This is a genomic window from Anaerobacillus sp. MEB173 (assembly GCF_052119505.1).
Taxonomy (GTDB): Bacteria; Bacillota; Bacilli; order Bacillales; family JBJMAU01; genus JBJMAU01.
The window spans coordinates 543,747-557,245 of sequence record NZ_JBJMAU010000002.1 but is presented as its reverse complement, the minus strand read 5'-3'; the positions used below and the strand labels follow the sequence as shown (position 1 = coordinate 557,245).

At 36.1% G+C, this 13,499-nt stretch carries 13 protein-coding genes; 11 read left to right on the top strand and 2 right to left on the bottom strand.

Annotated features, from left to right (window positions below):
- Positions 1 to 135 precede the first annotated feature (135 nt).
- Both ACJ2A9_RS07330 and ACJ2A9_RS07325 read right to left on the bottom strand, forming a co-directional pair.
- Entirely contained in the window at positions 136 to 1,224 is a 1,089-nt protein-coding gene (locus ACJ2A9_RS07330; protein ID WP_441420960.1) for a GerAB/ArcD/ProY family transporter, read from the bottom strand.
- Between the two features lie 129 nt (positions 1,225 to 1,353).
- On the bottom strand, positions 1,354 to 2,442 hold the full coding sequence (locus ACJ2A9_RS07325; protein WP_441420959.1) for a GerAB/ArcD/ProY family transporter: 1,089 nt from the start codon (positions 2,440 to 2,442) through the stop codon (positions 1,354 to 1,356).
- A 349-nt stretch (positions 2,443 to 2,791) separates the two neighbouring features.
- Between ACJ2A9_RS07325 and ACJ2A9_RS07320 the strand changes: the two genes are divergently transcribed.
- The 11 genes from ACJ2A9_RS07320 to ACJ2A9_RS07270 all read left to right on the top strand — a co-directional run bounded on the left by ACJ2A9_RS07320 (position 2,792) and on the right by ACJ2A9_RS07270 (position 13,440).
- Positions 2,792 to 3,544 (top strand): DeoR/GlpR family DNA-binding transcription regulator, encoded by a 753-nt coding sequence (locus ACJ2A9_RS07320; RefSeq protein ID WP_441420958.1) that lies wholly within the window; start codon positions 2,792 to 2,794, stop codon positions 3,542 to 3,544.
- Positions 3,541 to 4,461 (top strand): 1-phosphofructokinase, encoded by a 921-nt coding sequence (gene pfkB / locus ACJ2A9_RS07315; protein ID WP_441420957.1) that lies wholly within the window; start codon positions 3,541 to 3,543, stop codon positions 4,459 to 4,461. Before ACJ2A9_RS07320 ends, pfkB begins: the two co-directional genes overlap by 4 nt.
- Positions 4,462 to 4,466: 5 nt before the next feature.
- Positions 4,467 to 6,347 carry a PTS fructose transporter subunit IIABC gene (locus tag ACJ2A9_RS07310; protein WP_441420956.1) on the top strand — a complete coding sequence of 627 codons (1,881 nt, stop codon included), beginning with the start codon at positions 4,467 to 4,469 and terminating at the stop codon, positions 6,345 to 6,347.
- Positions 6,348 to 6,405: 58 nt separating this feature from the next.
- Positions 6,406 to 6,672 (top strand): phosphocarrier protein HPr, encoded by a 267-nt coding sequence (locus tag ACJ2A9_RS07305; protein WP_441420955.1) that lies wholly within the window; start codon positions 6,406 to 6,408, stop codon positions 6,670 to 6,672.
- A gap of 4 nt (positions 6,673 to 6,676) precedes the next feature.
- Positions 6,677 to 8,395, top strand: a complete 1,719-nt coding sequence (ptsP, locus tag ACJ2A9_RS07300) for a phosphoenolpyruvate--protein phosphotransferase (protein WP_441420954.1) — start codon at positions 6,677 to 6,679, stop codon at positions 8,393 to 8,395.
- Between the two features lie 244 nt (positions 8,396 to 8,639).
- Positions 8,640 to 8,972: a hypothetical protein gene (locus ACJ2A9_RS07295; protein WP_441420953.1), complete on the top strand. Its 333-nt coding sequence runs from the start codon at positions 8,640 to 8,642 to the stop codon at positions 8,970 to 8,972.
- Positions 8,973 to 9,191: 219 nt separating this feature from the next.
- Positions 9,192 to 9,329, top strand: a complete 138-nt coding sequence (locus ACJ2A9_RS07290) for a sporulation histidine kinase inhibitor Sda (RefSeq protein ID WP_441420952.1) — start codon at positions 9,192 to 9,194, stop codon at positions 9,327 to 9,329.
- 115 nt (positions 9,330 to 9,444) lie between these two features.
- A complete protein-coding gene (locus tag ACJ2A9_RS07285; protein WP_441420951.1) occupies positions 9,445 to 9,927 on the top strand; it encodes a YqeG family HAD IIIA-type phosphatase in 483 nt (160 codons plus the stop codon).
- A 188-nt stretch (positions 9,928 to 10,115) separates the two neighbouring features.
- On the top strand, positions 10,116 to 10,778 hold the full coding sequence (locus ACJ2A9_RS07280) for an HAD family hydrolase (protein WP_441420950.1): 663 nt from the start codon (positions 10,116 to 10,118) through the stop codon (positions 10,776 to 10,778).
- Positions 10,779 to 10,791: 13 nt separating this feature from the next.
- Positions 10,792 to 11,976, top strand: coding sequence for an L-2-hydroxyglutarate oxidase (gene lhgO, locus ACJ2A9_RS07275; RefSeq protein ID WP_441420949.1), 1,185 nt, complete (start codon positions 10,792 to 10,794; stop codon positions 11,974 to 11,976).
- A 240-nt stretch (positions 11,977 to 12,216) separates the two neighbouring features.
- Positions 12,217 to 13,440 (top strand): NupC/NupG family nucleoside CNT transporter, encoded by a 1,224-nt coding sequence (locus tag ACJ2A9_RS07270; RefSeq protein WP_441420948.1) that lies wholly within the window; start codon positions 12,217 to 12,219, stop codon positions 13,438 to 13,440.
- The last annotated feature ends 59 nt before the right edge of the window (positions 13,441 to 13,499 follow it).

The window sequence follows — 13,499 nt, the reverse complement described above, 5'->3', positions numbered from 1 at the left end:
AGGATTGTAACTGCATAATAGAACATGATAACTAAGAGGACTACAATGTAAAGTGATCCCCCTATAAGGAGGATACCAGATAGTAAGTCCTCTTTTATGAGGACCTGAACTGGAGGCATGTTGATTCTACTCCTTTCACAATGAAGACTTTTTTCTTTTTTTCATAAACATAATTGCTATCAGTAAAATTGGAATGAAAGAAAAGATTAAAATAGTGTATATCCCCATCTCCATTCCTATCCACCTTTGATGAATAAATCCCGGAAATCGATAAATCGAAAAAAACGGAAGAAGTAAGCCAAAAATGATCATAATCCATTTTGGACTCTCAATCTTAAACACCCAAGTCATCACCAGTGAAAAGCCCCAAAAGTGAATCGCAGTTTTATAAAACCCTCCAATAAACATAATAAAGACTGCAATACTATCAAGGTTTGTTATAATTTGCGCTATATTGATTGCTAATATCATTTCTAATAAAGGAACTTCTGTATATGAAGCCAATTCAACCCCTAAAGTAGACACGATTAACACTAACGAAATCATTAATAGAAACCCCGATAAACCAACAGCCAGAAAAGCTGTTTTGAGGATCAATTTTTGATTTTCGATATAATGCCAAAACATTAAAAAGACCACCATTTCACCAAATGGAAAAGCGATCACCGTATGTAATTCTCCTAGAATTGGCTTTAGTCCATTACCTAAAATGGGCCTAATTGTACTAAAATCAGCGAGCCCCGCAAATAAAGTTAAAATATAAATGATGACCAGAAAACCCAATAAATAAGGCAAAAAGATTTCGCAGGTTCTTGCAAAAACTTCAAAGCCTAAGCTAAGTATATAAATCATGACTAAGATAAAAAAATATAAAATGACGTATAGAGGAGTAATTTCCAATGCGGTCATATTAATTAAGAAACCAAACTCATAAAAATTATGGCTTGCTTGACTATAAAAATATAAACCATATAGGAATAACAGCGGGGCTGCAACTTTTCTTCCTACTACATCATTAATTATCTCAGAAAAGTTTTGATTAGGATAATATTTGGGAAATTGAGAATAAATCCATACTAACCCCAATCCAACTATAGCTGCTAATAAGATAACGATCCACGCATCTTGTTTCGCTCCTATACCTAAGGCAAATAATGTAGTACTACCAAGTTCAAATACCAAAATCAGTATAAATAATTGAATGTTTGAAATATTACGAGTCATTTCATTATATCCCCTTACAAATTAGAGTCATAATGACAATCCTGCTATAAAACAATCCCTATATAATTACCGTTTAAGAAAAGTAGATAATCGGTATCCATTCTTTGAGTACGAACTAGCTAATTTTAGTTATGAAACGTCACCTTCCATTTTCTTTTTTATGTAAATGATAATTAATAGGACAATCGGGATGAACATAAATAGCGGAATGATGTACGTGGAATTGGAAGACCCTATCCATCTATGATAATTGATACTTGGAAATCGAATCACAGACACTATTGGTAGGAGAATCCCGAAAATTATCATTATCCACTTTGGATTCTTCAAGTTGAACAGCCAACTTATCACTATAGAAAAACCATAAAAGTGCAAGGCTGTTTTATAGAATCCGCCAATAAACATAATAAATACAGCGATACTGTCCAGATTGGTAATGATTTCCGCTATATTAATCGCCAAAATCACTTCTAATAAAGGGATTTCAGAATTCGCAGTAAGTTCTGGCCCAAGCATAGAGAGCATCACAATCAATGAAATCATCAGTAGTAATCCTGATAGAGCTACTGCAAATAATGATGTTTTTCGTAAAAGTTTCTGATTCTCTATATAATGCCAAAACATCAGAAAGACAACCATTTCACCAAATGGGAATCCAACCTCAACGATGGCTTCTGCTAAAACAGGCTTTAAACCATTCCCTAAAACCGGTTGTAGAGCACTTATATCGAATAGACCTGAGAATAAGGTTAAAACATAAATCATTATTAGAAATAATAAGAAATAAGGCAAAAATATTTCCGCGGTTCGTGCTAATACCTCAAACCCTAAAATGAGGATATAAGCCATCACAATGATAAAAACATACAAAATAACTAGTAAGGGTGTTTTTTCTAACGAAGTCATTTTAATCAAAAAGCCAAACTCAAAAAAATTGTAGGTCGTTTGATTGAAAAAATAGAGACTAAAAAGGAAAAGCAAAGGTAAAGCTAATTTTTTTCCTAAAATATTATATAAGATTTCAGCAAAGTTTTGGTACGGATAAATTTTTGGAAATTGAGTATAAAAGAGTAGCAGACATAGTCCGATAAGCGTTTTGAATACCACAACAATCCATGCATCCTGGTTTGCTCCTATCCCTATTGCAAATAAGGTCGTGCTACCTATTTCAAATACTAAAATAAGGATAAATAATTGTATGTTTGAAATACGGGTCATTTTTTTAATATCCCCTAAGATTAAACTACTTACTTGATTCATTCATTCTTACTTGAGGTTTTAATGTTTTATTTTTAATACATACTTTAGCATTTTAGCCATGATTCTTTCGTTTTATAATCCTTTACGAAAGTCGAGTATTATTACTGGATTCATAAAAAAACGATAACACTGAGAGAATAATGATTAATAGTATAAGCATAGTAAAGTCGGAAAAAAGATTCGTGATTACTTTTGAAAATAAAATTGATTGTTTCTGAGTGTTTTTGAAAGAAAATGATTGAAAAATGTAAGTGCTTACGATATGATTATTTATGTTAAATCCTCATGATTATAGGAGGGTATTATTTTGTTGACACCTGAAAGACACCAAATCATTTTAGAATTACTAAAACAAAAGCATGTCGTAAAGATTCAGGAACTTGTTGATGCTACAGCGTCTTCTGAATCAACAATCCGCAGGGATTTAAGTCAGCTAGAAAATGAAAGGAAATTAAAGCGTGTTCATGGCGGTGCTTCGCTTTTGCACCAAAAGGGTGAGGAATTAAGTGTTATTGAAAAATCGGAAATTAACTTAGAAGAGAAGGAGTTAATTGCAAGATATGCTGCTAAGTTAATCTGTGCTGGTGACTGTATCTATCTTGATGCAGGAACGACTTTATACCAAATGATTACTCATATTGATGCAAAGGGTATAAAAGTGGTGACAAATGGGTTAACACACTTAGAAGCGCTTTTGGAACAAAATATTGAAACCTATGTAATTGGTGGCTATGTGAAGCAAAAAACAAGAGCTTTAATTGGAAGAGGAGCCATTGATGGTATAAGCCAGTACCGTTTTGATAAGTGTTTTATAGGTGTTAATGGAATCCATTATGACTATGGTTTTACTACACCTGATCCAGAGGAAGCATTAGTGAAAGAGAAGGCAATGAAATTATCTCAAGAGTCATTCGTTTTAGCAGATGAAACGAAGTTCTATGAGGTGACTTTTGCAAAAATCACGGATATTAATAATGCAACGATAATTACAAATCAAATAGAGAGAGATCTTCATAAAGAGTTTTTTGAAAAGACAACAATAAAGGTCGTGACATCATGATTTACACATGCACATTAAATCCATCAATTGATTATCTCGTAGAAATTGATCAAGTGAGATTGGGGTCATTAAACAGGGCAAATAGCGTTAGATTCTTTCCGGGTGGGAAGGGAATTAATGTTTCACGGGTATTAAAAAGCTTAGGGATCGAAAGTACAGCTTTAGGGTATTTAGGTGGATTCACAGGTGAATTTATTCGAACTGAGCTTAGTAAAGAAGAAATTGCTCATGACTTCATTCAGCTTAATGACACTACGAGGATCAATATTAAATTAAAAACAGAAACTGAAACAGAGATTAATGGACATGGTTCAACGATACCGGTAGATAAACAAGAAGAAATGATTAATAAATTATCAACATTTACAAAGGAAGACTTTGTTGTTCTGGCAGGAAGTTTACCTCCTTCAGTTTCGCCTGCTTTTTATGAAAGGCTTGCAAAATACTGTAGTGAACAAAGTATACCTTTTATTTTAGATACGTCAGGTGAATCATTGGAGAAACTCCTGCAATATCAACCGTTCTTAATAAAACCTAATCACCATGAGTTGGGGGAGTTGTTAGGTGTAGAGATTTCTTCGGCGAATGATGCGATTCGATATGGGCAAGAACTGTTGAAATGCGGTCCACGGAACATCATCGTATCAATGGGTGGTAAAGGAGCTGTATTTATTAACAGTAACATGATTGCTCGTGCGATTGTTCCAAAAGGAGAAGTGAAAAGCACTGTTGGTGCAGGTGATTCTTCAGTTGCGGGATTCATTGCTGAATTTGTTCAAAGCGGGGATTACCTAAAAGCATTTCAGTATGGAGTTGCTTCTGGAAGTGCAACAGCATTTTCTAATGACCTTTGTAAAAAGGAAGATGTAGAGAAGCTTCTTTCAAATATAAACGTTGAAATTATAAGTGAGGAGTAGACATTATGAGAATAACAGAATTGTTAAAAGCAGAAACAGTTATCGTTGATTTGCAATCGTCTACTAAAGCTGATGTCATTAATGAGTTGGTTGAAAAGTTAGATACTGCAGGAAGGTTAAATGATAAAGAAGGTTTTCGAGAAGCGATTTTGGCTCGTGAAGCACAAAGCACAACTGGGATTGGTGAAGGAATTGCCATTCCACATGCCAAAACGAAAGCTGTGAAAACCCCTGCAATTGCATTTGGAAAATCAGCCGCAGGAATTGATTATGAAGCGTTGGATGGGCAACCGAGTCATTTGTTTTTCATGATAGCAGCAAGTGAAGGTGCCAATAATACTCATTTAGAAACGTTATCTCGATTGTCAACGTTTTTAATGGACGAGCAATTTCGAGAAAAGTTAAAAACAGCAACAGACGTTGAGGAGATTATTCGAATTATCGATGATAAGGAGTCAGCTGAAGTAGAGAAAGCTGAAGAAGTGGAGACTGATTCAGAGCAAGGGCTTGTTCTAGCTGTAACTGGATGTCCAACAGGTATTGCACATACGTATATGGCTGCGGATGCCTTAAAAGCGAAAGCGAAGGAAATGGACGTTAATATCAAAGTACAGACAAATGGTTCAACAGGTGTGAAAAATAGATTAACTACGGAAGAAATTGAAAAAGCTACAGCAATCATTGTTGCTGCTGATACGAAAGTAGACATGGATGTGTTTGAAGGAAAGCATGTGATTGAAGTTCCTGTAGCTCAGGCAATTAAGCAGCCTAGAGAGTTAATTGAAAAGGCATTAAAACAAGATGCACCAGTCTATAGAGGGTCTGGTGGCAATAAAGAAAAAGAGCGAGAAGGAAACGCAAGTGGAGAACGAAAGGGCTTTTACAAGCATCTAATGAATGGTGTTTCGAACATGCTGCCATTTGTTGTTGGTGGCGGGATATTAATTGCCATCTCCTTTATTTTTGGAATTGAGGCATTTGATCCAAATAGTCCAGATTATCATCCTATTGCAGCGGCTTTAATGACCATTGGTGGTGGAACTGCGTTCGGGCTGATGATTCCTGTATTAGCCGGTTTTATTGCTTCTAGTATTGCTGACCGTCCAGGATTTGCTCCGGGTATGATTGGAGGAATGCTAGCTGCAAATGGTGATGCCGGATTTCTGGGTGGACTTATTGCAGGTTTCTTAGCAGGGTATATCGTTTTAGGGTTGAAATGGATCTTTAAAGGATTACCACAGTCATTGGAAGGGATTAAACCAGTTCTCCTATTTCCATTGTTTGGTATCCTCATTACTGGATTTATTATGCTGGAAATCATTATTGAACCCGTTCAAGCGATTAACAGAGGTCTTGAATCTTGGTTAGGTGGAATGGGCACAGGAAATTTAGTGTTACTTGGATTAATTTTGGGTGGAATGATGGCCGTCGATATGGGTGGACCGATCAACAAAGCCGCCTTTACATTTGGTATTGCGATGATTGATGCTGGAAATTTTGCACCACATGCAGCGATTATGGCCGGGGGGATGGTTCCTCCATTGGGAATTGCACTTGCAACAACATTCTTCAAGCGAAAATTTACAGAACAAGAACGAGATGCTGGAAAGACAAACTATGTTATGGGAGCAACATTTATTACCGAGGGAGCGATTCCGTTTGCAGCAGCTGACCCTGGAAGAGTAATTCCTTCAATTATTGTTGGATCATCAGTTGCTGGGGCATTAGCGATGTTATTTGGTATTGGGTTACCAGCTCCTCATGGTGGACTATTTGTTATTCCTTTCGTTTACGGAAATCCATTAATGTATATTTTAGCTATTATTGCAGGAGCCATTGTCACAGCCTTAATGCTCGGGTTCTGGAAAAAAGACGTAAAAGAATAAGGTATTACTTTTTTAATAAAACTAAAACCAATCTAACTAGTAAAGGGGTAAAAGAAAAATGGCAGAAAAAACATTTACAATTATTAGTGATTCAGGAATTCATGCTCGACCAGCAACGGTACTTGTCCAATCAGTAGCAAATGTGGCGAGTGATGTAAATATTGAATACAATGGAAAGTCTGTAAATTTAAAGTCAATAATGGGTGTTATGTCACTTGGCGTTCCAAAAGGGGCAGAAATAAAAATTACCGCTTCTGGAAGCGATGAGAATGAAGCGATCTCTAAGGTAGAAGATGTTATTAAAAAGGAAGGTTTAGGAGAATAATATTATGACTGTAACAATTAAAGGGATAGCAGCTTCCAGTGGTATTGCTATTGCTAAGGCATTTCGTCTTGTTCATCCTAATCTTACTGTTGAGAAACAAACAATTGCTGATATTGACAGCGAAATTCAACGGTTAAATGTAGCAATAGACAAATCACAACAAGAATTGGAATTAATAAAGGACCATGCAAATAAAGAACTTGGTGAAGATAAGGCCGCAATTTTTGCGGCACATCTTCTTGTACTCAGTGATCCGGAATTAATTGGCCCGATTAAAGAAAAAATCACCAATGAAAAGCTGAATGCTGAAGCTGCTCTTGATGAGACAGCACAAATGTTTATTACGATGTTTGAACAAATGGATAATGAATATATGCAAGAGCGTGCTGCCGATATTCGTGATGTTACAAAACGGGTGTTAGCGCATTTACTTGGTGTGATAATTCCAAACCCTAGTATGGTTATGGAAGAGGTCATCATAGTATCAGAGGATTTGACTCCATCGGATACAGCTCAATTAAATCGTCAGTATGTTAAAGGTTTTACGACAGATATCGGTGGACGTACGTCACATTCAGCTATCATGGCAAGATCAATGGAAATACCAGCAGTTGTCGGTACAAAAACAGTGACAGAAGAAATTCAAAATGGTGATCTAATCATTGTTGACGGATTGGATGGGCAAATTATTATAAACCCAACAGAACAACAACTTACAGCATATCAACAAAAACAAAGTGAATATGCTGACAAAAGAGCAGAATGGGCAAAGCTCAAAAATGAAGCAACTTCTTCCAGTGATGGAATACATGTCGAATTAGCCGCGAATATTGGGACACCCGATGATGTGCAAGGTGTGTTAGAAAATGGTGGTGAAGGAGTTGGGCTATACCGGACCGAGTTTTTATATATGGGAAGAGATAAGCTCCCAACTGAAGAAGAGCAATTTGCAGCTTACAAGAAAGTCCTGGAACGAATGGAAGGAAAACCGGTTGTTGTTCGGACATTAGATATCGGCGGCGATAAAGAGCTACCTTATTTACAGCTCCCAAAAGAAATGAATCCGTTTTTAGGATTTAGAGCGATCCGCCTTTGTTTAGAAGAACAAGAGATGTTTCGAACTCAATTAAGAGCATTGCTTAGAGCCAGTCAGTTTGGAAATTTAAAAATTATGTTTCCGATGATTGCAACATTAGAGGAGTTTCGCCAAGCAAAAAGTATTCTATTAGAAGAAAAAGAAAAGCTTCAGTCTGAGGCGATTCCATTCGCTGATCAAATTGAAATAGGAATGATGGTTGAAATTCCTTCTTCCGCACTAATTGCTGACCAATTTGCAAAAGAAGTTGATTTTTTCAGCATTGGAACGAATGATTTAATTCAATATACGATGGCAGCAGATCGAATGAATGAACAGGTTTCATATCTCTATCAGCCATACCACCCCTCTATTTTACGATTGGTGAATATGGTTATAGAGGCAGCTCATAAAGAAGGGAAATGGGCAGGGATGTGTGGAGAGATGGCAGGAGATACAACAGCCATTCCTATTTTATTGGGATTTGGCTTAGATGAATTTAGTATGAGTGCCAGCTCCATCTTGCCTGCTCGTTCATTAATTAAGGACCTATCCAAACAAGAAATGAGTAAGCATAAAGAGAATCTGCTTATGCTTTCGACTGCTGAAGAAGTAGCGTCTTATGTAAAAGATAAAATGTTAAAGTAATTTTCAAAGGCTCATGCATAAATAAATGCAACTATGAGCCTTTTTTGTTTTGTCTTTGTTCTTTGTTATAGATTGATTGGTGATTTTTGACTAAGGTATTTTTGAATAAATCTTTTAAAAGAGTCATGAGAGAAAACATGCTGCATAAACTATTATGGTTATTGGATTTCCAATGACTCTATTTACTAGAAAGTTGTGGTAGGTCATTAAAAATTGAATATGAAAAGTGAAAGGATGAAGGTTGTTGCTTATTCAAAAATCAAATGTACCAGTAAGTGAAGAAGGAAATGGTGAACGAAAGGAATTTATCGTAACAGAGCTGGTAGAGTCATGGGAAGTTAAACAAGATCATGTAAATTCGAAGTATTGCCTAGTTTATGAGAAGGTGGAATGGAGAAAGGTTTCGCTTCTGTACAGTTCGAATAGTGTTGTAGAATCAAGAAATCATACAGAGGAATGCCTAAAAATGCTGGAGTTTAGCAGTAACACTTTAACACCTAAATGTATTAGAACCATTTTCTTGGATGAAGATCATGTAATTGAGGCAGTCATCCAAGAAATAAAAGACCTTTATTGAATGGGATGACCTGAGTTCTATGTATACGAATACAGCAGCCATCAGTATGATGAGTGGCCTACCGAAATAAAAGAATAATGTATCTAATGAAAAACAACCCTTTACACATGGCAAATGCTATATGTAAGGGGTTTTTTATATAATGTCACAGTGAACAGTTTTATCCCCGATAAATTTGGATAATATAGTATTAGTTTCTGTTAAAGGAAGTGATATATTATGCATAGCTTAAGTGATCAATTACTTATTCAAGCATATAATAGAGCGGTGGAATTGAACCTTGATAACCATTTTATTTCATTATTGCAGAAAGAGATGACAAAACGGAATATCACAAATTCAATTGGAGAAAATTAAACATATCTATAAAATAAACACTGCAATGTAGTAAAATACTAGAAGGTTACTTTTTCCTGTCAGCAGGAAAAAGTTTGTACATAACTAAACAATAATAGAAAAGGCAGTGGTTTTTGTGAAGTTTTTCCGACCAGATGTAGAAATAGAACATTATACTGAGTTAACTGCAGATTGGCTCGTAACAAATCAGATTAAAACAATATTTTCCGATTTGGATAGTACACTTGCAGCCCATAACCATGTTGGAGATCAACAATTTGAAGTATGGCATGAAAAAGTGAAGTCTGCTGGAGTAACATTAGTGATTGTATCAAATAACAATCAAGGACGTGTTGACCGGTTTACGAAACCTTATAATATCATCGGTTTTGGACATTGTAATAAGCCTGGGGTAGGTACGATAAAAAAACATATGAAAAGTGTCCAAGCAAAGTCAGAGACGAGTATCTTTCTTGGTGACCAAATCTTAACGGATGTTTGGTGTGGAAAAAGACTAGGTATGAAAACTGTATTGGTTCACCCAATAGGTCCTGAACATGAGCCTTGGAATATAGTGTTGAAACGAAAGTTAGAAAAGATCATTAGAAAGGGCTGGTAATAATAACCACGACATTAATTTTGCCAAATTGTGTCAAATACATATGACGAAACTTGTTTTCCCGGGAAATGTTGTGTCGAAGGGGAAAAGTGTTAAAATGGTTCGGTGCTAACTAGTCGTTACATTGTTCGAAATTATACAATACATATATGTAGTATAAAGACATTTACTGTGAAGTTGGTGATGTATTGAAACTAGCAATCTTTGATTTTGACGGTACATTATTTCCGGAGGAAACATTTAAAATATTAATGAACCATCTTAAAAAGCATGATCGATACAAAACAAAATATAAGCACTTCATATTGAGAATTGTTCCGATCTATATTGCCTATAAGTTAAAACTCTATCCTGAACAGAAGATGAAAGAAAAATCGATGCAAGAATTTCTGTCTGCTTTTCATCAAGTAACTGAATTAGAGGTAAGACAATTTTTCTCTGAAGTGTCGAGTGTTATGGCAGGGAAATATAATCATAGTGTACTAGATGCAATAGAAAAGCATCGATTAAAAGGCGACCACCTCATACTTGTGTCAGGTGCATTTTTACCATTATTAGAAGAAATTAATAAAGATCTTCACTTTGATTCTATTATTGGGACGGACATTCAATCAAGTAACTGTGTAATAAACCGGAGAAATCCAATCAACCATATACAAGGTGAACGAAAAAAACAAAGACTATATGAGTATTTTTCAAACGAAAATATTGATTGGCGAAATAGTACTGCATATGGTGATAGTTATTCAGATCTTTCTATACTCAACCTAGTTGGTCATCCTGTTGCAGTTCAACCAGACCCAAGATTGCGTAGAGAAGCAGTCAAAAGAAAATGGAAAATAATAGAGTGAGGTTGATGAGGTTATGTATGATGTTGCTATTATAGGGGGCGGAATTGTCGGTTTATCGACGGGAATGGCGATACTGAAGGGAAATCCAGACTCTCGGATCATTATTATTGAAAAAGAAAAAGAATTAGCCATGCACCAAACCGGTCATAATAGTGGGGTTATTCATTCGGGGATTTATTATAAACCAGGAAGCTTAAAGGCGAAATTGGCAAAACAAGGGAATGAAGAAATCATATCCTTTTGTAAACAATACGGCATACAATACGAGCAATGTGGCAAAGTGATTGTAGCAACCAAAAGCGATGAATTGCCTTTATTAGAAACATTGTTTCAAAGAGGGGTACAAAATCAATTATCGATTGAAAAATTAACGAGTGAACAAATTAAAGAAATTGAACCCTATGTAGAAGGATTAGCTGGTATTCGTGTTCCAAGTACCGGTATTGTAAATTTCAAACAAGTTGCAAAAATGTTTGCTCAGATTATCCAAGAAAATGGTGGCGATATCTTGTGCTTTACCGAAGTGCAAAATATTGAAGAATATGCATGGGGCGTTGAAGTAGAAACATCACATGGAAGTGTCCAAGCAAAAAAAATAATCAATTGTGCAGGCCTTCATAGTGATCGTGTCGCTAAAATGGCAAAGATTCTTACTGATGTCAAAGTTGTCCCATTTCGTGGAGAATATTTCGAATTAGTTGAGGAAAAAAGACACCTTGTAAAAAATTTAATTTACCCAGTACCTAATCCGGAATTTCCATTCTTAGGTGTCCATTTTAGCCGGATGATTGATGGTCGTGTTCTAATTGGTCCAAACGCAGTATTAAGCTTAAAGCGTGAAGGTTATAAAAAAGTCGATTTTGAAATGAAAGACTTTTTGGAAATCATCGGTTATCAAGGCTTTTGGAATGTGGCGCGTTCAAATATTAAAGAAGGGATGAAAGAGTTAACGCGATCATTCAGTAAGAAAATACTTGTAAAAGAGTTAAATCGTTTTATTCCTCAAATTAATGAAGCTGATTTAATCCCTGCCCAGGCCGGAGTTCGTGCACAAGCTCTAGAGTATAATGGGAAAATGGTTGACGATTTTTATTTAATAAAAACAAATCGTGCTATTCATGTATGCAATGCCCCCTCACCAGCAGCAACTGCATCAATTGAAATTGGAAGACATATTGCCAAACAAATTATCAATTAACGTAAATAGTAAAGTAGCCAATAACTTTGTGAACCGCTTCTACAAAGTTGTTGGCTTTTTGTATTTATACTCTTAAGCAGTGTTATTGTTTGATATTGTTTTGAATTCGATAAAAATATCCCCACATAAAAATTTACCTAGTAACAAATGCTAATTCTGTAGGAGTTAACCCTTCGAAATGGATCCATTTTTCAAAATTACATAACAAATGGTTTAAAACTTACAGTGAGGTGAAAAGTTGTGAATATTATTTGGGGGATTTTTGGAATTATTGTTATTTTTGCAATAGCGTATCTTTTATCAACAAAGAGAAGTGCGATTCGACCACGTACGATTTTAGGCGGATTAGCCATTCAAATTGCTTTTGCGTTCATCGTCCTTAAATGGGAAGCAGGTAGAGCAGCGCTGCAATGGCTAACTATGGGAGTTCAAAAAATCATTGACTATGCCTTTGAAGGCGTTGACTTTTTATTTGGTGGACTTTTAATCCCTGAGGCTGGAAACGGATTTATCTTTGCTTTTCAAGTGCTAACGATTATTATTTTCTTTTCTTCATTGATTGCTGTTCTTTATTATTTAGGGATTATGCAGTGGGTTATTGTTCTAATCGGTGGCGGTCTTTCTAAATTGTTAGGAACTAGTAAGGCAGAATCGATGTCGGCTACAGCAAATATTTTCGTTGGTCAAACTGAAGCGCCTCTTGTTGTTCGACCCTATTTAAATAAAATGACTGATTCAGAATTGTTTGCCGTTATGACGGGTGGACTTGCGTCAGTTGCTGGTTCAGTACTGGTTGGCTATTCTTTAATGGGGATTCCGCTTGAATACTTGTTAGCAGCTAGCTTTATGGCTGCGCCAGCAGGTTTAATCATGGCAAAAACGGTCATTCCTGAGACAAATACAGAGAATACAACAGATGAAGTAAAGATTGAGGGCGACACCGAATCGGCAAATGTCATTGATGCAGCAGCAAGAGGTGCTGGAGTCGGTTTGCAATTAGCCCTTAATGTAGGGGCTATGCTCTTAGCATTTATTGCTTTAATTGCGTTACTTAATGGTATTCTTGGTGGAATCGGCGGATTGTTTGGCTTTCCGCAATTATCATTACAAGCCATTTTAGGATATGTGTTTTCACCGATTGCTTTTGCTATAGGTGTACCTTGGTCAGAAGCAATTACAGCTGGTGGATTAATTGGACAAAAGATCGTACTAAATGAATTTGTTGCCTATGCTGATTTTGCCCCTTATATTGAATCCGGGACTTTATCACCAAAAACAATTGCTGTTCTTAGTTTTGCTCTTTGCGGATTTGCGAACTTTTCATCACTGGCCATTCTACTTGGGGGACTTGGTGGTCTTGCGCCAGAACGCCGAAATGACATTGCTCGATTAGGCATGAGAGCGGTTATTGCCGGGACATTAGCTTCTATGTTAAGTGGGGCAATTGCCGGTATTATGTTTTAATTAAACTGTAAAAAGCCGTCCTTTTATCATTAGGAGGGCTTTTTTTTATAGGTAAAAGG

Bases quoted from the DNA above. Each gene is read 5' to 3' on its own strand.
- ACJ2A9_RS07330 (WP_441420960.1), bottom strand. From the start codon at position 1,224: ATGACTCGTAATATTTCAAACATTCAATTATTTATACTGATTTTGGTA.
- pfkB (WP_441420957.1), top strand. From the start codon at position 3,541: ATGATTTACACATGCACATTAAATCCATCAATTGATTATCTCGTAGAA.
- lhgO (WP_441420949.1), top strand. From the start codon at position 10,792: ATGTATGATGTTGCTATTATAGGGGGCGGAATTGTCGGTTTATCGACG.
- ptsP (WP_441420954.1), top strand. From the start codon at position 6,677: ATGACTGTAACAATTAAAGGGATAGCAGCTTCCAGTGGTATTGCTATT.
- ACJ2A9_RS07305 (WP_441420955.1), top strand. From the start codon at position 6,406: ATGGCAGAAAAAACATTTACAATTATTAGTGATTCAGGAATTCATGCT.
- ACJ2A9_RS07310 (WP_441420956.1), top strand. From the start codon at position 4,467: ATGAGAATAACAGAATTGTTAAAAGCAGAAACAGTTATCGTTGATTTG.
- ACJ2A9_RS07325 (WP_441420959.1), bottom strand. From the start codon at position 2,442: ATGACCCGTATTTCAAACATACAATTATTTATCCTTATTTTAGTATTT.
- ACJ2A9_RS07290 (WP_441420952.1), top strand. From the start codon at position 9,192: ATGCATAGCTTAAGTGATCAATTACTTATTCAAGCATATAATAGAGCG.